The organism is Bacillus sp. SORGH_AS_0510 (assembly GCF_030818775.1).
Classification (GTDB): Bacteria; Bacillota; Bacilli; order Bacillales; family Cytobacillaceae; genus Neobacillus.
This window is the reverse complement of sequence record NZ_JAUTAU010000001.1, coordinates 4732419-4753963: the sequence shown is the minus strand read 5'-3', so window position 1 is coordinate 4753963 and position 21545 is coordinate 4732419. Positions and strand designations below refer to the sequence as shown.

17 protein-coding genes are annotated in these 21545 nt (G+C 41.4%); 12 read left to right on the top strand and 5 right to left on the bottom strand.

From position 1 onward, the window contains the following. Positions 1 to 30 precede the first annotated feature (30 nt). The 3 genes from ligA (at position 31) to pruA (ending at position 4877) form a co-directional block, all read left to right on the top strand. Positions 31 to 2037 carry an NAD-dependent DNA ligase LigA gene (gene ligA, locus QE429_RS24060; RefSeq protein WP_307290614.1) on the top strand — a complete coding sequence of 669 codons (2007 nt, stop codon included), beginning with the start codon at positions 31 to 33 and terminating at the stop codon, positions 2035 to 2037. Between the two features lie 14 nt (positions 2038 to 2051). Then, on the top strand, positions 2052 to 3212 hold the full coding sequence (locus tag QE429_RS24055) for a CamS family sex pheromone protein (protein WP_307290613.1): 1161 nt from the start codon (positions 2052 to 2054) through the stop codon (positions 3210 to 3212). A 117-nt stretch (positions 3213 to 3329) separates the two neighbouring features. Next, positions 3330 to 4877, top strand: a complete 1548-nt coding sequence (pruA, locus tag QE429_RS24050) for an L-glutamate gamma-semialdehyde dehydrogenase (RefSeq protein ID WP_307290612.1) — start codon at positions 3330 to 3332, stop codon at positions 4875 to 4877. Between the two features lie 38 nt (positions 4878 to 4915). Here the strand turns inward: pruA and QE429_RS24045 are convergent, their stop codons facing one another. After that, positions 4916 to 5728, bottom strand: coding sequence for a hypothetical protein (locus tag QE429_RS24045; protein ID WP_307290611.1), 813 nt, complete (start codon positions 5726 to 5728; stop codon positions 4916 to 4918). A 447-nt stretch (positions 5729 to 6175) separates the two neighbouring features. Here QE429_RS24045 and QE429_RS24040 point away from each other — a divergent pair, with 447 nt between their 5' ends. Further along, a complete protein-coding gene (locus QE429_RS24040; RefSeq protein ID WP_307290610.1) occupies positions 6176 to 6403 on the top strand; it encodes a hypothetical protein in 228 nt (75 codons plus the stop codon). A gap of 22 nt (positions 6404 to 6425) precedes the next feature. After that, positions 6426 to 7412 carry a hypothetical protein gene (locus tag QE429_RS24035; RefSeq protein WP_307290609.1) on the top strand — a complete coding sequence of 329 codons (987 nt, stop codon included), beginning with the start codon at positions 6426 to 6428 and terminating at the stop codon, positions 7410 to 7412. A gap of 246 nt (positions 7413 to 7658) precedes the next feature. On the opposite strand, the gene QE429_RS24030 is transcribed toward QE429_RS24035, so the two are convergent. Then, positions 7659 to 8531, bottom strand: coding sequence for an alpha/beta fold hydrolase (locus QE429_RS24030; RefSeq protein ID WP_307290608.1), 873 nt, complete (start codon positions 8529 to 8531; stop codon positions 7659 to 7661). A gap of 212 nt (positions 8532 to 8743) precedes the next feature. Between QE429_RS24030 and nirB the strand changes: the two genes are divergently transcribed. From nirB to aceA, 6 genes are all read left to right on the top strand, one after another. Next, positions 8744 to 11176, top strand: coding sequence for a nitrite reductase large subunit NirB (gene nirB, locus QE429_RS24025; protein WP_307290607.1), 2433 nt, complete (start codon positions 8744 to 8746; stop codon positions 11174 to 11176). Then, the gene (nirD, locus tag QE429_RS24020; protein ID WP_307290606.1) at positions 11173 to 11493 is read left to right on the top strand and encodes a nitrite reductase small subunit NirD; all 321 of its coding nucleotides are present in this window, start codon (positions 11173 to 11175) and stop codon (positions 11491 to 11493) included. Before nirB ends, nirD begins: the two co-directional genes overlap by 4 nt. Positions 11494 to 11576: 83 nt before the next feature. Continuing rightward, positions 11577 to 13028, top strand: coding sequence for a uroporphyrinogen-III C-methyltransferase (gene cobA / locus QE429_RS24015; protein ID WP_307290604.1), 1452 nt, complete (start codon positions 11577 to 11579; stop codon positions 13026 to 13028). Beyond that, positions 13018 to 13629, top strand: a complete 612-nt coding sequence (locus QE429_RS24010; protein ID WP_307290602.1) for an NAD(P)-binding protein — start codon at positions 13018 to 13020, stop codon at positions 13627 to 13629. Before cobA ends, QE429_RS24010 begins: the two co-directional genes overlap by 11 nt. 174 nt (positions 13630 to 13803) lie before the next feature. After that, entirely contained in the window at positions 13804 to 15396 is a 1593-nt protein-coding gene (gene aceB / locus QE429_RS24005) for a malate synthase A (RefSeq protein WP_307290599.1), read from the top strand. Positions 15397 to 15455: 59 nt separating this feature from the next. Further along, on the top strand, positions 15456 to 16739 hold the full coding sequence (gene aceA / locus QE429_RS24000; protein ID WP_307290598.1) for an isocitrate lyase: 1284 nt from the start codon (positions 15456 to 15458) through the stop codon (positions 16737 to 16739). A gap of 736 nt (positions 16740 to 17475) precedes the next feature. Here aceA and istB read toward each other — a convergent pair. The 3 genes from istB to QE429_RS23985 form a co-directional block, all read right to left on the bottom strand. Then, positions 17476 to 18228: an IS21-like element helper ATPase IstB gene (gene istB / locus QE429_RS23995; protein WP_307282679.1), complete on the bottom strand. Its 753-nt coding sequence runs from the start codon at positions 18226 to 18228 to the stop codon at positions 17476 to 17478. Next, positions 18221 to 19510 carry an IS21 family transposase gene (gene istA, locus QE429_RS23990; RefSeq protein WP_307282676.1) on the bottom strand — a complete coding sequence of 430 codons (1290 nt, stop codon included), beginning with the start codon at positions 19508 to 19510 and terminating at the stop codon, positions 18221 to 18223. Before istA ends, istB begins: the two co-directional genes overlap by 8 nt. Before the next feature lie 528 nt (positions 19511 to 20038). Beyond that, entirely contained in the window at positions 20039 to 20944 is a 906-nt protein-coding gene (locus tag QE429_RS23985) for a nuclease-related domain-containing protein (RefSeq protein ID WP_307290596.1), read from the bottom strand. A 164-nt stretch (positions 20945 to 21108) separates the two neighbouring features. Here QE429_RS23985 and QE429_RS23980 point away from each other — a divergent pair, with 164 nt between their 5' ends. Continuing rightward, the gene (locus QE429_RS23980) at positions 21109 to 21540 is read left to right on the top strand and encodes a YueI family protein (protein WP_307290595.1); all 432 of its coding nucleotides are present in this window, start codon (positions 21109 to 21111) and stop codon (positions 21538 to 21540) included. Positions 21541 to 21545: the final 5 nt, after the last annotated feature.

The following is a 21545-nucleotide window of genomic DNA, read 5'->3' as shown; positions in this document are numbered from 1 at the left end:
GCGGAATTCCTTTACGAAAGGGCTGGATATATGGACCTCCAAATCGCTGAACAGAAAATCTCGGAATTAAGAAGCCTATTAAATCAATATGGCTATGAATACTATGTGCTTGATCAACCATCTGTTCCGGATGCGGAATATGACAAGCTCATGCAGGAACTTATCGAGTTAGAGGAAAAGTTTCCAGAGTTAAAGACACCGGATTCTCCTTCCGTCCGTGTGGGTGGTGTGGTCCTTGACGTATTTGAAAAGGTAGCGCATCGTACCCCGATGCTAAGCTTAGGCAATGCCTTTAATGATCAGGACTTAAGGGATTTTGATCGCCGTATCCGCCAAGCGGTTGGCGACGATTTTTCCTACGTTTGTGAATTAAAAATTGACGGGTTGGCTGTTTCTTTACGCTATGAAGATGGTTTATTCATTCAAGGGGCGACCCGTGGTGATGGCACCATTGGTGAAGACATTACCGCCAACCTAAAGACGATTCAATCGATCCCGCTTCGTTTACGGGAGAATGTTTCATTAGAAGTGCGCGGGGAAGCCTATATGCCGAAGCGATCATTTGAGGCATTAAACATGAAAAGGGAAGAGCGAGGCGAGGAGCTTTTTGCTAATCCGAGAAATGCTGCGGCAGGTTCGTTAAGACAGCTTGATCCGAAAATTGCGGCCTCAAGAAAGCTGGATGTGTTTTTATACGGAATTGGCAATGTGGGCGAAAGCGGTGTGGTGTCTCACAGTGAAGGCCTTGATTATTTAGATCATCTCGGCTTTAAGACCAATAAAGAACGTAGAAAATGTACCACAATCGATGAAGTGATTGAGTATGTGAACAGCTGGGTAGAGAAACGGCCGAATCTACCTTATGAAATCGACGGGATTGTTATTAAGGTAGATTCACTTGAGCAGCAGGCAGTGCTTGGAACCACAGCCAAGAGTCCTCGCTGGGCAATTGCCTACAAGTTCCCGGCTGAGGAAGTAGTCACTACCTTGCTTGATATTGAGCTAAGCATCGGAAGAACAGGTGTCGTGACGCCAACGGCGATCCTAGCGCCTGTAAAGGTAGCAGGTACAACCGTACAGCGTGCTTCGCTCCATAATGAAGATCTCATTCGCGAAAAGGATATTAAAATTGGCGATAAAGTAGTAGTCAAAAAAGCCGGCGATATCATTCCTGAAGTGGTCAATGTATTGGCTGATCAACGAACAGGAAATGAAGTGGACTTCCACATGCCGACACATTGTCCGGAATGTGAAAGTGAATTAGTTCGTCTCGAAGGTGAAGTAGCCTTACGCTGTATCAATCCGAAATGTCCGGCACAAATTCGTGAAGGGTTGATCCACTTTGTCTCTCGAAATGCGATGAATATCGATGGTCTTGGGGAAAAAGTCATTAGTCAGCTTTTTGCGGAAAAATTGATCAGCGATGTAGCTGATATTTATAAACTTACCCATGAACAGCTGTTAGCCCTAGAACGTATGGGTGAAAAATCTGTTTCCAACCTTTTGAAGGCAATAGAAACTTCTAAAGGAAATTCTCTTGAAAAGCTTTTATTTGGCCTGGGGATTCGACATGTTGGGGCAAAGGCAGCTAAAACACTAGCCCAAGAATTTGGCTCGATGAATAAGTTAGCTGCTGCTTCAAAAGAGGAGCTACTGGCCATTAACGAAATTGGTGATAAGATGGCAGACTCGATTGTCGCCTATTTTGAACAAGAAGAAGCAAGAGAGTTAATGGAGGAATTGGCTGCTGTAGGAGTCAACCTGGAGTACAAAGGGGCAAAGCCAGTATCTGTTGAAGATTCGGATAGTGTGTTTGCAGGAAAAACAGTCGTCCTTACAGGAAAGCTTGAACAGCTGTCACGGAATGAAGCGAAGGAAAAGATTGAAGCACTTGGTGGAAATGTGGCTGGCAGCGTAAGCAAAAAAACCCATCTTGTTATTGCAGGCGAAGATGCGGGCTCAAAGCTAGCGAAGGCACAGGAACTAGGTATTGAAGTGTGGGATGAGGAGAAGCTTTTAGAAGAATTAAATAAGTAAGAGGTGTTTCGACAATGAGAAAACTCTCAATAGTCGCTCTCTCCCTTGTCTTTTTGTTAAGTGCATGTGCACCGAACTTTCAGAAGCAAAATGAAGTGGTTCAAACAAAGCAGAAAGACAAAGGAAAGGCGATTATTCCAAAATATAATATTTCAAATAAATATTATCGGACAATCCTACCATTTGTTCCTGGGGAAGCGCGCGGATTGGTCGTCAATAATATTAATACGAGATATGACCTGAACGAGTTTGAGATGGGCTTAATGAGAATTGCGCAGAACAGCTTTGATACGGAGAAGTATTATTTCCGTGAAGGTCAGGAAATCAAAGCAAAGACGGTTAGAGCGTGGTTAAATCGAAAGTATACAGATGCACAATTGAAGGAAAACAAAATGAAGGCAGCTGAAAATGTTGGATTAAATCCCGTGAATACCGCTGCTGCCGGTGCTGAACCATCGTCTCCCATTTATTTGGCTCATGTTTTAGAACATGATTACCTAACAAAGGATGACAAGGGGAATGTGACACTTGCAGGTGTGACATTTGGTCTGGCCTTAAACTCTATCTACTATTACAAGTTAACAGAGGGTGGAGATACTTTAGAGAAAAAGATTCCTTTTGCAGAAATGGAAAAGGAAGGAAAGAAATTGGCTGAAGAAGTTGTGAAGCGAGCTCGAAACACCAAGAGCCTTAAAGATGTACCTATTACGATTGCATTATTCCAACAACAAAGTAAGTCATCTGTAGTTCCAGGTACCTTTTTCACTTATACAACCGTTGACGAGGGAAGTTCTAGTCTAAATGACTGGGAAAAGGTGGACGAAAAGTATTATTTATTCCCTTCAAATGGTGCGCAAGAGGATCATCGAGATGATTCGATTGCCTTCTTGAACTTCAAGCAGGATGTGGAAGAATATTTTCCTAACTTTAATGGAGTGATAGGAAGAGCCCATTATAATGGGGACCAACTGCAGGATTTGGATATTACCATTCCCATTCAATTCTATGGAAAAACGGAAGGAATCGGTTTTGCCCAATACGTAACTGGCTTGGTCATGGAGCATTTTCCTAAATACCTATCTGTATCAGTTAGTGTCACTTCGGTTGACGGGCCAGAAGCCCTAATTGTCAAAAAGGCTGATGACACAGAACCATTTGTATATATTTATCAGTAAGAGGTTGGTTTATTTAACCACCTCTTTTTTACAGCCTGAAATCGTTGAGCGCTGAAATAAAACGTGTTAGAATGAACAGTGGATGTAAACGTTTTAATACATAGGAGGGTTTAAGAAATGGTACAACCTTATAAGCACGAGCCATTTACAGATTTTACAACTGAAGAAAATCGCAATGCCTATCTACAAGGGCTTACGACCGTTGAAAGTTATTTAGGCCAAGATTATCCTCTTGTAATCGGCGGCGAAAAAGTCACAACGGAAGATAAAATCGTTTCCTATAATCCATCAAATAAAGAAGAAGTGATCGGCCGCGTTTCTAAAGCTAATCAAGAACTTGCTGAAAAAGCTATGCAAGCTGCGGTAGAAGCTTTTAAAACTTGGAAAAAAGTAAAGCCAGAAGTACGTGCAGATGTTTTATTTAAAGCAGCGACAATTATCCGCCGCCGCAAGCATGAGTTTTCTGCATTATTAACAAAAGAAGCAGGTAAGCCATGGAGAGAAGCAGATGCAGATACTGCGGAAGCAATCGATTTCCTTGAATACTATGGCCGCCAAATGCTAGCTATTAAAGATGGCGTACCAGTAAACAGCCGTCCAAATGAATTTAACCGTTATAACTATATTCCACTAGGTGTGGGAATTATCATTTCTCCATGGAACTTCCCATTAGCGATTATGGCTGGTACGACTGTAGCTGCGATCGTTTCTGGTAATACGGTTCTTTTAAAACCGGCTTCAACAACTCCAATTGTTGCAGCAAAATTCGTTGAGGTTATGGAAGAAGCGGGTCTTCCTGCGGGCGTATTAAACTTTGTTCCTGGAAGCGGAGCGGAAGTTGGCGACTACTTAGTTGACCATAAAGATACTCGTTTCATCAGCTTCACAGGTTCTCGTGATGTGGGTCTTCGTATTTTCGATCGCTCTTCTAAAGTAAACCCAGGTCAAGTTTGGATGAAGCGCTTGATTGCCGAAATGGGCGGAAAAGACACCATCGTTGTTGATAGTGAAGCAGACCTTGAGCTAGCTGCACAATCCATCGTAGCTGGTGCATTCGGATTCTCTGGTCAAAAATGTTCTGCATGTTCTCGTGCAGTCATCGTTGAAGATGTTTACGATACTGTGTTAAACCGTGTCGTTGAGTTAACGAAAGAATTGACAGTTGGCAACCCAACCGAGCAAGGTACGTTTATGGGTCCTGTTATTGATAACAGTGCATTTAACAAAATCATGGAATACATTGAAATCGGTAAGAGCGAAGGTAAGCTTATGGCTGGTGGCGAAGGAGATAACTCTAAAGGTTACTTCATTCAACCGACTATTATTGCTGACCTTGAGCCAAATGCGCGCATCATGCAAGAAGAAATCTTTGGTCCAGTTGTTGGTTTCACAAAGGCGAAGGATTTCACTGAAGCAATCGAAATTGCTAACAACACAGAGTATGGTTTAACAGGAGCGGTTATCACGAAAAACCGTGCTCATATCGAGCAAGCTCGTGAAGACTTCCATGTAGGTAACCTATACTTCAACCGTTCATGTACTGGAGCGATTGTAGGCTACCAGCCATTCGGCGGCTTCAACATGTCAGGAACTGACTCAAAAGCAGGCGGCCCTGACTACCTATTACTTCACATGCAAGCAAAGACAACTTCTGAAATGTTCTAATACAAAACCCCTTCTCCATTGTGAGAAGGGGTTTTTGTTTATTCTGGCACATTGATAACAAACGGAACCGTGAATACCTTGCCTTTATGTTTAAATTGGCCCCAAATTTTATAGATGCCTTTTTCTGGGAAAATGGTCATAAAGGTTACGTTTGGACCATTCCCTTCCGTTGTCATGGGATGGATATGCAAGTATTTTTCCGCATCCGCACTCATTGCCACCGTGTGGCCAAGTGCACCTAAATAAGGCTGCAAATTTTTTATCGGTTTATCGGTTTTCGCATCTTTGATAGTAAATGTGAGGTGTACCGTCTTTCCTGACATTAAATGGTCAAAGGAGAGCGCCACTTTTTTCCCCGCTACATTTTGGTCCAATTTCTTATCTGGAACAAGAGGTACGGACTTGCCTTTTTCGCCCTCAATCGTGAGCCAGTGGCTTTCAACACTGCTATCTCCTCCACCCTTTGGAGTAAACTCAGAAATAAGCTTATATTCCCCACCTGTAGGGAAGGTGGTCGTGAAATCAAATAAACCATTTTCTTTGTAGGTAGGATGGATATGAGAAAAATAAGCTAAATCCTTACTAACAATAAATAAATGCATTGTTTTCTCATGAACCGTTTCAAACGATTGGATCGGTTGATTAGAAGAATCTCTGATTAATAGGGAGATGGGGATCTGTTCCTTTGCCTGCGGGGGTACAACACCCACATTCCATTCAGCGTTTGTTGGGACCACATTAGTTGGTGTTGCACTCATAGTATGATTCATTGTGGACTTTGGGACTTTTAGTGGATTACAGGCAGAAAGAAATAAGGATAATAGAAGAAAAGCACTAATATAATATTTCAAAGGAACTCCTCCTTTCAAACCATTCTTCATTTACTGTACATTACCTATTTAATCCATTGCAAGAATTTTATGTATGAAGGATCATTAGCACTAACATCTCAGGTCATCCACGTAGGCCATAACTTAAGGGACAGACCCTTTCTAAGTCTTAAGACTGAGTTGAAAATCAAGCTCAAGCGCAATTATGGAAACAGAGCAAAGAAGGTAAGATGGAATTAATAAGATAAAATCAAGATTAGAAAGGCGTAAATACAAAAAAGGTTTGCCTACTATAGCTGGAGGGATTGTAGCAAATGTCTGCTTTCAACTATTTGCCCAATAGTTGGTATAAATTTTCCTATTTGAACCATTGTAAGAATTATATGTAAATTAGTTAGTCAAAAAGGTCTAATATAATGGTAAGATAGAGAAGACCATGTAAAAATTCCACTATGGAGGTATTGGCATTTGATACCGTTATATTTATTTCATGTGACATCCGTAGAGCACAGTGAAAGCACACTTTGGACTTTTATCATCTGCAACATCTTTGTAGTTGTGTCTGGCATTGTATTTATGTACAGATTGTTTACTCAGAAAAGTGTCCGGGCCGCTGGAATCGCATTTGGAGTGGCAATACTAATCAACTATATCCTCATTGCTATCTTCGGGGATTTCTGGGATCTGCTTGGATAAGGTGTGAAAGGAGATGATGTAGGTGAAATATTACCGTTTATGGGTGCTTGCTTTTTTACTAAAATTTATTGGTTCTGCTTGGGATGCATCGTATCACTTTAAATATTTATTTGAAGAATATTCCATTCCGCATATTGTGAATACCATTGGCTTCGCCTTAGGGGCAGTTTTGCTATTTAAAGAGTGGCGACAGTCACATTACATGGACCGATTTTCAAGAAATCTAATTACAATAGGTTATGTGTTATTCCTCATTGGAATTCCATTAGATTTTACTTATCATATTGCATACGGCATTGACTTAACCACTTGGAGTCCAACTCATTTTGTTTACTATATCGCAACAGATATCATGATTTTTGGAGTTTGGCGTGGGTATTTTATGTTTACTCGGGATGTGGCCCCGACTTGGAAATCAATGCATACTTGGTTTGCCATGTTTCTCCTCGAATGCTTCATGTTCCCAAATATGCAGCAAGAGAATGGAGCCATTTCCTATGATCAATACATCCAAGGGAAATCCATTGCCTCACAGGAGATCTTAAACTTGATTTCTGACCCTGCCTCGCAAATATTTGGGGGCATTCCGGTATGGGTCTATCCGATTTATTCTGTGTTAATGGTCGGACTGCTAACAGTTGTAACCATACGTATTTGCAAGGATTTTACGTTGCCTTTCATGGCGGCAGCCCTTTATATCGGATTACGCTTTCTCGGTAAAGCCATTTTTGCTGCCGTTGAGTATCCGACATCCTATGTTCCGATAACGCTATTATTCATTCCTTTTGTTTTTTTACTGGTAAAAAAAATCAATTGGTGGGCGGGTCTAGTTGGCAGTGTTGCCTATTTCCTTTCCCTATTCGCCATTCATAAGTCAGGAGTACTTATTACTCCGCCATTAGAACTTTGGGAGCTCGCTCCAGTCGTTGTCATTGGGGCGCTTGTACCAATTGTCAGTGCAATGGTCAAGACATCATCCACTCTGAAAAAAGAAAAGCAAGCGATATAAAATAGGTGCCTGACAAAACGGGTTCCGTTACTTGTCTCAAAAATTCAAAATGTATATTAAAATGACCATCAATTTGTATGTGAATTGGATGGTCATTTTTTATTGATATGAAAATTATAATATTAGACGGAGAACTTCCGGCTAATGTATAAAGAGAAAGCTTAAGAAGCAGAAATAAGCGGAATTTTTCCGGTTATTTTTCAAACACAGTGAAATCAACATTCAGTTATAACCTTTGGATAGATTTTAATAATATAAATGTAAGAATTCCTCTATTTCTTTGTTGATTTTTGCTAGGTATTCTTCAGAGGGCATATGCCCCATATCGTAGGTTTGGTATTTTATTAGGTTCGGAATGACTGCTTTTGCTGTTTTTTGAATTCTTTCATCAGGGAAGAAAACATCCTTCTTACCAGCAATGACCATGGTGGGAGAGTGATAGTTAACCATTTCGCTTTTTTCGGTAAGCTTAGGCATCTCTGATTCCAGTTTCACATTCTTAAATATACTGGCAATGATGTCTCGATCCATTTCTTTCATGCTATAATCTGACATCGTATCTGCTACTCTATTCATCTGCTTCGCCGATCCGTTCATTTTAAAGAGGAGTAACGGAATAAGGATTTTTCTTATCATCTCTACCTTTGAACCGAGTTTGATGCCAGCAGGTGCTATTAAAATCGAAACGGCTATTTTTTTCGGCATAAACGCGGCTAGTCTAAGGATGATTCCTGCACCATATGAAGGTCCTATAAAGGCTGATTTTTCTACACTGAAACGGTCCATTAATTCAGCCGTCCAACGGGCAAAACTATCATCACTTGCTGAGATTCGATTCTCATCGCTAAAACCTGGGTGACCAATCGTGTCTGGCGCGTAAATTCTATATTTTTTAAAAAGGGGCTTAAACCAGGATAATGTCATTGGATTAATACAGTTTCCACCTTGGAAAATAAACACCGGCTTTCCCTCACTAGGTCCTGCCACTAACACATGGGTTTTGCCAAGTGTCGTATCAACATACACTCTCTCAACCTCAAATTCCTGTAAATAATTTTCATAAAGACTATGAATCTTTTCTTTCCCTTCCTTGCTTTTATAGATGGTGTGTTTGGACATTAAGCACCTCTTTGTGTAATACTATTCCAATTTTACATTTATTATGTAGTGGAAAGGGGTTTATGACAATAATGTGAAATCATTCACATATATTGTTTTGAAAGTGACGAACGTCACAATTTTTTAGAGTCCGGGGATTTACAATTTAACTATAAAGAAAATCTTATTAACTAACAAAAAGATATTTTATATACAGTAGGGAGCGACCCAAGATGAAAAAATTAGTGATGATTGGGAACGGAATGGCTGGTGTTAGAACCATTGAAGAAATTCTCAAATTGTCAGCTGAACCATTTGAAATCACCATTTTTGGACAAGAGCCATACCCGAACTACAATCGGATAAAGCTATCTAATATTCTTCAGGGAGATACAAACTTTGAAGATATTATAATCAATCCGCTAGATTGGTATAAAGAAAATCAAATTCAGTTATTTACGGGTGATGCAGTCACAAAAATTGACGTTGAAGGAAAGCGTGTGCTTTCTGAACAAGGCAGAGTAGTAAAATATGATGAACTAATCATTGCAACTGGTTCGAGCTCATTCATTCTTCCTATTCCAGGTGCAGAAAAAATCGGTGTTACCGGATTTCGTGATATCAGAGATTGTGAAATGATGATCAAGTCAGCGGAGCAATTCAAGAAAGCCATGGTAATCGGTGGCGGGCTTCTTGGACTGGAGGCTGCAAGAGGATTGCTTAACTTAGGAATGAAGGTAGATGTGGTCCATCTTATGCCGCATCTTATGGAGCGCCAGCTGGACCCAATTGCCTCTTCCCTGCTAAAAACGGAACTAGAATCACAGGGCATGAACTTCTTCATGGAAAAAGAAACAGTAGAAATCCTTGGAGATGAGCATGTCAAAGGTTTGCGCTTTAAAGATGGCACAGAAGTGGAAGCCGATCTTGTCGTCATGGCCATTGGGATTAAGTCGAATACACAGCTCGCGAAGGACAGCGGTATTTACGTGAATCGCGGAATTGTCGTGAATGATTTTATGGAAACGAGTGTGCCTCATGTATACGCAGTGGGTGAATGTGCTGAGCATAGAGAAATTGTTTATGGCTTGGTGGCTCCGTTATATGAACAAGGAAAAGTATTAGCAAACCGGATTTGCGGCAATGTGGGGGAACCGTATCAAGGGTCGGTTACAGGCACACAGCTAAAGGTTGCGGGTGTGGATCTTTTCTCTGCGGGAGAAATTTTTGAAGATGGTTCCACAAAATCCATTATGGTGTATAACGAATATGACGGTGTCTATAAAAAGATTTTAACAAGAAACAACGTCATTGTTGGTGTGGTATTATATGGAGATACGAAGGACAGCACGAAGCTGTTTAGAATGTTAACGAAAAAAGAAGATATTAGCGGAATGACAAGCATTTCGGTATTGCAATCAGCGTGTACAGGTGAAGGTGGCAGCGATGATGTAGCATCCATGCCGAATGATGAGTTGGTCTGCGGTTGTAACGGTGTCACCAAAGGTGCGATAGTAGAAGCGATTAAAACCCAAGGATTAACAACACTTGATCAAGTTAGCCATTGCACCAATGCGGGCCGCTCTTGCGGACGCTGTAAACCAATGGTCAGCAATATTCTCGCTTACACACTAGGTGACCAATTTGATGCCGCTGCAGCACAAAAGACCAGCATTTGCGGCTGTACAACAATAAGCCGTGAGGAATTAGTGGAAGAAATCAAGGTCAAAGGCTTAACTAGTGTCAAAGAAGTAATGAATGTTCTTGACTGGAACAATGAGGAAGGGTGTACAAAATGCCGCCCTGCCATTAACTATTACCTTGGCATGATTTATATGGATGAATATCAGGATGATCGTGATTCCCGACTTGTAAATGAAAAAATGCATGCGAACATTCAAAAGGACGGTACCTATTCGGTTGTTCCAAGAATGTACGGCGGGGTAACGACAGCGGCCGATTTGAAAAAAATCGCGGAAGTGGCTGAAAAATACAATGTGCCTTTAGTCAAATTAACAGGTGGGCAGCGAATTGGTTTGTTTGGTGTGAAAAAAGAGGACCTTCCTGGCTTGTGGGAAGAGCTTGATATGCCGTCTGGATATGCGTACGGAAAAACGTTGCGAACTGTGAAGACCTGTGTCGGTGCGGCGTTCTGCCGCTATGGTACACAGGATTCCATGGCACTGGGAATCGAGCTGGAGAAAAAATTTGAACGCCTAGATACTCCTCATAAAGTAAAAATGGGCGTGTCAGCCTGCCCTAGAAACTGCTCCGAAGCAGGAATCAAGGACATTGGCTTTGTAGGAATTGATGGCGGTTGGGAGATTTATGTGGCAGGTAACGGCGGGGTGGACCTTCGTCCAGGTGATTTGTTATGTACAGTGAAAACAAAGGAAGAGGTTATGGAGATGACCGGCGCCTACCTGCAATATTACCGAGAAACAGCCAATTACTTGGAGCGTACGTCCAAGTGGGTTGAACGGATGGGCTTAGACCATGTGAAGGAAGTATTGGCAGATGAAGTAACAAGGGAAGCCTTGAATGAGCGAATGGATCAGACTTTGAAAAAGTATATAGAGCCTTGGAACGAAGCAATTCACAATGAAGAAATCCAGGATAAATATTATGCAAAACGTATGATCTCAGTTGGGAGTGAATTCAAATGATTGAAACACTAACTCGCATTCCAGTCGTACATTACGCAAACTTAAAATCTAGAACAGGCTATTCGATAGAAATTGACGATCTAGAAATTGCCTTATTTAAAGTATCAAACGGCAGTGTTTATGCACTCGAAAATCAGAGTCCGCATCCGAAAGGCGGCGTCTTATCCGAAGGACTAGTCAGCGGGGAATACGTGTATTGTCCAGTCTACGATTGGAAAATCTCATTAGTAGACGGTAAGGTGCAAGCACCAGACGAAGGCCAAGTAAAGACCTTCAAAGTAGAAATAAAAGAGGACATTGTGTTTATCATAGTATAAAAGAGTGGGGACAGTCCCCCGCTGCTTTAAAGCAGCAGGGGACTGTCCCCACCAGCAAAGTGAAGCGGAAGGAAGGCTGCAGCATGAAGAAGGGGAAAGTGTTTTTAGTTGGAGCAGGGCCTGGAGATGTCGGGTTAATTACGGTCAAGGGGTTAGAGGCAATCAAGCAAGCGGAAGTCATTTTGTATGACCGACTTGCTAATCCGAAATTGTTAGAGTTTGCACCGGGAGATTGTGAGCTTATTTACTGCGGGAAATTACCTGACCGCCATATTTTACGCCAAGAGAACATCAATGATCTTTTGGTGGAAAAGGCACTAGAGGGAAAATTCGTTGTCCGCTTGAAAGGCGGCGACCCTGGTGTGTTTGGCAGAGTCGGAGAAGAAGCGGCAGCACTAGCCCAATACCAAATCCCCTTTGAAATCGTTCCTGGCATTTCATCAGGCATTGCAGCCCCCCTTTATGCTGGAATTCCTGTGACACACCGCGAACATGCGGAATCGTTTGCTGTAGTTACGGCCCATGATAAATCCCAAAACGGGCAGCCTAAGATTGATTGGGAAGGACTTGCCCGCGGTTTAGATACGATTGCTTTTTACATGGGGGTGGGGAACTTACCGTTTATTTGCGAGAACCTCATGAACCATGGAAAACCTGCAACGACACCAGTGATCTTGATTCAGTGGGGAACATTTGGACGTCAAAAAACATTGCAAGGCACATTAGCGGATATCTCGGAAAAGGTCTTGGTCGCCAAGTTCAGTAACCCTGCTATTATTCTAGTTGGAGAAGTCATTTCTCTTCGTGAAAAAATAAGCTGGTTCGAGAAAAAGCCCTTATATGGCCGGCAAATTCTACTTGCTAGAACCGGAGACAGCCCAAGTGAAATGGCTAAAGAATTAATGATCCAAGGAGCAGATGTCATTGAATTTCCGAAATGGAAAAAGACCTCTTTGCCGCTAGACCTATCGAATGTAACTGATTATAAATCAATCGTATTTGCTTCTCCTGAAAGTGTCGCGGATTTTTTCAAAAATGTAGTGGAACAAGGAATCGACATTCGCAAGATCCGAGCGGACTTATTCGGAGCTTCCAGTAAATCGGTGAAAGCCTTAAAAGAACGTGGATTTGTGGCTGAAGTAGTTGGAAATATAGTGGATTCAGAGGACCTGCTTATTGTCGGCGACCAAAGTATCATGAAAAAAACATTTGTGAAAGCGGATCGAATGGTAACAAACAAGAAGGAGCTGGATATTCAGTTTCTCCCTATTTTTAAGCGAATGTTGAGTGAAGCAGATGTAAATACAGTGATCTTCCCAAGCAGTGCATCGGTAGAACCGTTTGTCGAAGCTTTAAAAAAGTGCGACCTAAATGCTGTATCATTTTTAAAAGAAATGCAAATTGTCAGCATGGGTGCACAAACACGGGCGGCAGTGATAAAAGCAGGACTTCCGTCAACTGGAATGCCGGCTGAAGCAACAAAAGAATCCCTTGTTGCCTATTTGCGAGTGGGAGGCATGGGAGATGAGTGCTAACTACCCAATCATGCTACACCTAAAAGGGAAAGAAGTAGTGGTTGTTGGCGGTGGAAGAGTGGCGGAACGGAAAGTGAAGGGGCTTCTCGGCACTGGTGCGGAAATAATTGTGGTAAGTCCGGAGTTGACTGATGACCTGATAAGGATTGAAACAGAAGGAGACATACTCTGGAAGAAGAAGGTTTTTTCGAAGGATGATATTCAGAATGCGTATATAATCTTTGCCGCTACAAACGACGAAGCTGTAAATCAGCTCATTAAACAAGAAGCGAATAACCAGCAGCTCCTTATGATTGCAGATGATCCTGAAGGCTCAGATTTTCATGTTCCCGCAAAGATACAGCGAGGCCGATTGACCATTGCTGTTTCGACAGGTGGGGCGAGCCCTATTCTTTCAAGGACCATCCGCGAACAGCTAGAACAGCAATTTGATGAGCAATATAGCGACTATCTTGAATTTCTTTTTGCCAAAAGGCAATGGATCTTAAAAGAGGTTAAGGATGCCTCATTGAAAAAGAAACTGTTAACCGCGATTGTAAGTGAACAATTTTTAAAAAGCGAAAGCAGGGAAGAAGATTTTCAGCGTTTACTCTCGTTATGAAACAACAAGTCTGGATGAATATTCAGGCTTTTTTTGTGGCTAAAAATGCTGTGGAAGGGATAAATTACCTATTTTTATAAAATTTTCAGAAAAGTGGTTCCCTTTTTAGATTCTGTGTTATATAATACAAAACGAGGATAGATACTGTATTATAACAAAGAGGTGATCAAGTTCATGTCGACGCAAACGACTGGTATTGAAGTGGTCGGGGCTCTAAAAGCCCAATATGATGAAATTTTAACTCCTGAGGCATTGAATTTTATTGAAGAGTTAGAGAGACAGTTCGCTGGAAGAAGAGTGGAACTGTTACAGTACAGGACAAAACGCCAAGCGGAAATTGACAATGGAAAATTGCCAGGCTTCCTCCCTGAGACAAAGTATATCCGTAACGGAGATTGGACAATTGCTTCACTCCCTAAAGACCTTCAAGATCGCAGGGTAGAAATTACAGGACCAACGGATCGAAAAATGGTCATCAATGCTTTGAACTCTGGCGCAAAACTATTTATGGCAGATTTCGAAGATGCCACTTCACCGACTTGGGAAAATGCCGTCGAAGGACAAATCAACCTTAGAGATGCAGTAAAACGGACGATTTCATTTGAAAACCCAAATGGGAAGAAATATGAACTGAATAAAGAAACGGCAGTCCTGATTGTACGACCACGAGGACTTCATCTAGAGGAAAAACACGTGCTATTAGATGGCAAGCCTATCTCAGGAAGCTTCCTAGACTTTGGTTTGTACTTTTTCCACAACGTAAAGGAATTACTGGCAAGAGGTTCGGGACCGTATTTTTACCTGCCGAAGCTTGAAAGCCACCTTGAAGCAAGGCTTTGGAATGACGTATTTGTATTCGCTCAGGAAAAATTGGGGATAGACCAAGGAACCATTAAAGCAACAGTCTTAATTGAAACCATTATGGCTGCGTTTGAGATGGATGAAATTCTTTATGAGTTAAAGGAACACTCCGCCGGCCTTAACTGCGGAAGATGGGATTATATCTTCAGCTTTATTAAAAAGCTGCGCAACCAAAAGGATGTCATCCTTCCTGATCGCTCTCAAGTAACGATGACTGTTCCATTTATGCGGTCATATTCCTTACTTACCATTCAAACCTGTCATCGTCGAAAAGCACCGGCAATGGGTGGAATGGCAGCACAAATTCCAGTTAAAAATAACCCGCAGGCCAACGAAGAGGCTTTTGCTAAGGTAAGAGCAGATAAAGAGCGCGAAGCACGTGACGGACATGATGGTACATGGGTGGCTCACCCCGGACTTGTTCCGGTGGCAATGGAAGTATTTAACCGCGAAATGCCGACACCGAACCAAATTCATACACCGAAGCAACAAAAAATTACAATCAATGCCCAGGATTTATTGGAAGTACCGGGCGGAACGATTACAGAAGAAGGGGTTCGCACCAACATTAATGTAGGGATTCAATATGTGGCTTCGTGGCTGTCAGGCAGAGGGGCTGCACCAATTTATAACCTGATGGAAGATGCGGCAACGGCAGAAATTTCACGGGCGCAGCTTTGGCAATGGATTCGTCACCCGAAAGGTCTATTGAAGGATGGCAGAAAAGTAACGTTTGAATTGTATGAGGCGTTTAAGGTCGAGGAACTGGAAAAAATTAAACAGGAAATCGGCACTGCAGCTTTCGATAACGGACGATTTGATGAAGCCGTAACATTGTTTGATGGGTTAATTTACAATGATGATTTTGCAGAATTTTTAACTCTCCCTGGATATGAACTCTTATAGAGTATTGTGTTGATTTTTATCAAAAAAATAATCTAATAGATTACTAGGAGGAAATGAAAATGACAGATCAAAGAGTTGCTCAATTACAAGAAAGCTGGGAAATGGATAGCCGTTGGAAAGGAATTACAAGACCATATACTGCTGAGGATGTTATCAAACTACGGGGTTCTGTTGATATCGAACATACTTTAGCTCGCAGAGGGTCCGAGAAGCTATGGAACCTACTGCATGAAGAGGACTATGTAAATGCACTAGGTGCCCTTACTGGAAATCAGGCAGTTCAACAGGTTAAAGCTGGCTTAAAAGCTATTTACTTAAGCGGTTGGCAGGTAGCAGCCGATGCGAACCTTTCCGGTCACATGTATCCGGACCAAAGCTTATACCCGGCAAACAGTGTTCCGAGTGTGGTTAAGCGAATCAACCAGGCGTTACAGCGTGCCGATCAAATCACTCATTCTGAAGGAGACAACTCCATTGATTGGTTTGCTCCAATTGTGGCTGATGCTGAAGCAGGCTTTGGCGGCCAGTTAAACTGTTTCGAGTTGATGAAAGGAATGATTGAGGCTGGTGCGTCCGGGGTGCACTTTGAAGATCAGCTTTCCTCCGAGAAAAAATGCGGTCACTTAGGCGGTAAAGTCTTGCTGCCAACTCAAACAGCGGTTCGCAACTTGATTGCGGCTCGTTTGGCTGCCGATGTTATGGGCGTTCCAACTGTATTAGTTGCCCGTACGGATGCGAATGCAGCGGATTTAATTACAAGCGATATTGATATGAACGATGCTCCGTTTATTACGGGTGAGCGGACGCCAGAAGGCTTTTTCCGAGTGAAAGCTGGAATCGATCAAGCAATTGCCCGCGGCTTAGCTTATGCTCCATATGCAGACTTAATCTGGTGCGAAACGTCTGAGCCGAACATTGAAGAAGCAAGACAGTTTGCGGAAGCGATTCATGAGCAATTCCCTGGTAAACTACTCGCTTACAACTGTTCACCATCGTTTAACTGGAAAAAGAAATTGGATCAAGAGACGATTGCAAAGTTCCAAGTAGAGCTTGGAAAAATGGGCTACAAGTTCCAATTTGTTACGCTTGCTGGTTTCCACGCATTAAACCACAGCATGTTCGAGCTTGCTCGCGGTTACAAGGAGCGCGGTATGGCAGCGTACTCCGAATTGCAGCAAGCTGAGTTCGACAGCGAGCAATATGGCTATACTGCTACTCGTCATCAGCGTGAGGTTGGTACAGGTTACTTTGACCAGGTATCAATGGTAATTTCAGGCGGAACATCTTCGACTACTGCGTTGAAGGGGTCAACTGAGGAAGAGCAGTTTACTGGCAAGCAATAATTTGGTGGCCGTGTGGCTTGTGGTAGGTACATGTGGCATGGCTTGGGCGAGACCTCTCACCGTTATGGGAGAGGTTTTTTTGTTTACGAGTTTCATAACGCCCGTGAAGCAAGGAAAAGAGTGGTTCCGGTCGATAAAAGGGGTTCATAACGCCCGTGAAGCAAGGAAAAGAGTGGTTCCGGTCGATAAGAGTAGTTCATAACGCCCGTGAAGCAAGGAAAAGAGTGGTTCCGGTCGATAAGAGGGGTTCATAACGCCCGTGAAGCAAGGAAAAGAGTGGTTCCGGTCGATAAGAGGGGGGGCATAACGCCCGTGAAGCAAGGAAAAGAATGGTTCCGGTCGATAAGAGGTGTTCATAACGCCCGTGAAGCAAGGAAAAGAGTAGATACGGTCGATAAGAGGGGTTCATAAAGCCCGTGAAGCAAGGAAAAGAGTGAGTCCGGTCGATAAGAGGTGTTCATAACGCCCGTGAAGCAAGGAAAAGAGTGAGTCTGGTCGATAAGGGGTGTTCATAACGCCCGTGAAGCAAAGAAAAGAGTGGTTCCGGTCGATAAGAGGGATTCATAACGCCCGTGAAGCAAGGAAAAGAGTGGTTCCGGTCGATAAGAGGGGTTCATAACGCCCGTGAAGCAAGGAAAAGAGTGGTTCCGGTCGATAAAAGGTGTTCATAACGCCCGTGAAGTGTAAATGTCAAGCTAAGTATGTACATTTTTGATTGTTTAAGAATGTACAAAAATTACTCGTTTTCCTTTTCCAAATGATTTTTAATACGATACGAATCACCAATTATGTTCACAACTGTTGCGTGGTGTAATACACGATCCAATATGGCATTTGCTATTTTTGTATCCTGGAAGACCTCATCCCACTGCTTAAAGCTTACATTTGTGGTTAATATGGTGCTTTTTTTCTCATATCTTAAATCAATTAGCTGGAAGAACAATTTGGCATCCTCACGATCAATTGGTAGATATCCAATTTCATCAATAATTAATAACTTATACTTTCCATAATGCTTTAATCGACTTTCTAAGCGATTTTCTAATTTTGCTCTTTTTAATTGCAGGATTAATTCATTACATTTTATAAAATAGGTACTGGTTCGTTTCTTGGCTGCTGCTATCCCTATGGCTGTTGCTAAATGTGTCTTTCCGACTCCACTAGGTCCCAAGAATACGATATTCTCTTTCTCTTCGAGAAATCGTAATGTTGTAAAATCAAGTATTTGCTGCTTGTTTACTGATGGTTGGAAATTAAAATCAAAATCCTTTATCTCTTTACGGTGGGGGAAGGCCCCCACCTTGACCATTGAATTAACCATGGTTTTTTCACGCATATCGATTTCATAATTTGTTAGTTTTAAGAGTGTGTCTACAAAAGATAATTGATTACTCATACCAAAATCAATCGTTTCACCAAGATGACCAATCATCTGTTTTAATTTTAAATACTCAAGGTTTTGCATTAATTGTTGATAACTACTATTCATTTTTATACACCTCATCAATCGCTCGTAAGTTATTTTTAGCCAGCTCATCAATATCCGGAAAGTGCGGAAGCCCTCTTGAGAGTGCCTCAACGTAGTGTTCTTTTTTATAGTTGAGTTTGATTTCACTGACCTCGTGTTTCGCGATTAACTCCGTGTTATAATAAATATGGATTTGATTATCATATACTTGTAAACCAACGGTTTTCCCTTTGTATTCAGCTGGAACTGAATACTGGTTTGATTTATAAGTAATCATGCAAGCGGAATTGACCTGTACAAGTTTATGGTGGATCTTATAAGAATCTCTTATTTGCTTTCTTGGTAGGGGCAATAAGAGATTTTTTTCTTGTTCAATGGCCAAAATAGGTATTTTCCCTGTACCCTGATGGTAACTGTGGTTAATCCGTTCACAAAGGCTCTGCACAAACGCATGAAGCTCCTCATAATCAAATTTTCCCTGATAGGCATGAATCTCGTCTATCAATTTCATAGGACTTTCAACTTTCCCCTTCGTCCTTGGTCGTCCTGCAATACAAGGCCTTACTTTAAACCCAAAATCCTTTTCAAATTGACCAAAGCGTTCATTCACTACTCCCTTTGAATACTCGGTTCGTGGTTCATCCATTACTGTTTTCATATTATCCGTCACAAGGTTTTTAGGCACTCCCCCAATGGCTTCAAAGCTTTCTGTCAGAAAGGACATCAATACGCTTTGTGACTTTGATATTGTTAAATGAAAGGTTCTAAAACGGGAATGGGACAAAAGAAAAACAGCCACATTTACATAAAGAATTTCTCCATCTTTCGTTATATACCGGATATTCTCCTTCCAATCTATTTGAGCTTGTTCACCCGGAAGGGTTTCATAACGAATTACGGAGTGAACAGTTTCTGTACGTTTCCCCTCACTAAAGTATGCTTGAAACTCTGGTTTACGAGCTATATAAGCTCGAAATGTTGACTGGGAACATTCCAGTCCATGATTATCTTTTAAATACTGCCATAGAACACGTTTATAAAAAAATCTCTGCTTAGACTCTCGGGAAAGCAGTAGCTTTATTACTCCGTAATAATCATCTATCTTAGATTCTCTATCTCGTTTCTTTTGAGGCACATATCCATTAATATATTTATCAACTGTCCTCCGATCTACATTTAATTCTCTAGCTAATTTACTCTTGTTAATTTTCATATTTAAATTCTCCATAAGAAGTTTAAGTTTTGGTAAGTCTGTAAGACTGTTGATTTCAAAATTTGTTGTAATATCTAGTTGAACATACATACTCTCCACCTCGATAAGAGTATGCCATGTACTACCCAAAACTGTACATTCTTATACAATCATTTCTGTACATATTAAAATTAGCATTTATACGTGAAGCAAGGAAAAGAGTGGTTCCGGTCGATAAGAGGGGTTCATAACGCCCGTGGAGCAAGGAAAAGAGTGAGTCCGGTCGATAAAAGGGGTTCATAACGCCCGTGAAGCAAGGAAAAGAGTGAGTCTGGTCGATAAGGGGTGTTCATAACGCCCGTGAAGCAAGGAAAAGAGTGGTTCCGGTCGATAAGAGGGATTCATAACGCCCGTGAAGCAAGGAAAAGAGTAGGTACGGTCGATAAAAGGGGTTCATAACTCCCGTGAACCAAGGAAAAGAGTGAGTCCGGTCGATAAGAGGGGTTCATAACGAACTTGGAAAGGATAAAGAGAGAGGTCGGGTAGATAAGGCTGGCCCAAATAAAACGGGAGCTCAATAAAATTCAATCAAGAAACAATCGAATCTATTGTGCTCCTGTTACAATTTATAACTATATTTTACTCATAATATGTATATTTTTTATTCCCCATCATATGTAGATTCTCCTTTAGGATCCTTGAGGTCATTTTCTTCGATCCCGCACCTTCACACCAATCATACACTAAATTCGTCGTGATTCTCATATTCGGAAACAGCAACCGCAATTCCCAGACACCCCGTAGAATTGCCGTTTCCACCAACTCTTCATACCCGCAATCTTCACACACTAGCTTCTTTCCACAAACGGATAACGAAGAAGAGTGACACATGTGGCATGTCGGTCTTTTTTGTAGCTCAGCATAATTATAGGGACGAATTCGAGTGTATGGGGATTCTATCTGGTGCAACGCAACAAGCTTGTCAGCAAGTGCATGATCCTGTTTAGTTAATTGGCACGGGAGTTCATTTAGTTTTTTCATAAAACGTGGTAATTGTGATAAATAGATTATGGGTTCATCTTTAGGGGTTTGATAAAGGGTAAACTCGGGGTTAATAAAAACAACATATCCCTCAACGTAATAGCGATAACCTAGATTTTGAAGTAATTGACGGAATAAGAATTTAATTCGCTTTAGTTGGTCTAAAGGATTTTTTACTTCCTTTCCATTCAACCTATAGAAATTTCCACTTTCGTAATAATGGTCACCTTCAAAATTTTTTACTTCAAAAAGATAAATGGTCTTTGGGTAAATTAAGGTGGAATCAATCTGAAGATTAGAGTTGTTACTATCGAGGAGCAAATCGTTTAGTATCAAGGGATTACTTTGGATCCTCTCCGTGTGTAAATCAAACTGGACTTCACCGGCAAATCCTTTTTCAAGATAATAAAATTTCTTCTGCTCATCATCCGTAAGAGTCATACGAGCGTTTAAAATCCTCCAAATCTTTATCACATCAGATTCAATTCTAGCTTTATAAGGCATACGCCACATCCTTTCTTATTCTCTAAGTCCATCTTATATAAAATACAGAGCGAAAGGGATGAACATTTTGTTAATTTTACAGACAATCCCCATATTTTTGGTATGTAACGTTTTATAGGGTATTATCATACATAGTAATAGCCTTTTAAATGGAGTTGATTTATTTGAAAAAGCCTTCGGTTGAAGAAGTGTTGCAGCAGGGGATTTATGGAGCGATGGAGACTAAACCGGATGAACGGCGCAAATACTTAGGGACTTTACGAGAAAGGATTATTGTCGCCATGAAAAAGAGTCAAGTGGCAGAGACAGAAGTTTATCCTCAGGTCGAGCAATTGATGAAGGAAAACCCACAGGCGCACTTATTTTTAAATGGAAATATGAGCTATGGGGATCTTTCTAAGTACGTAAAAATGGCGAACAAGCAAAAAGTAGAGCATACGATTGTAACTAATAAAGAGCACGATTCCGAAATTGGCTTAGTGTTAGCAATGGACCATGCCATCGATAAGGAAGAAATTTATATTACAAAAAAAATAGCAGTACAAGAAGAGGAGAAAAAAAGTAAGGGTTTTTTCGCCAAACTCTTTAATAGGTAACAAAA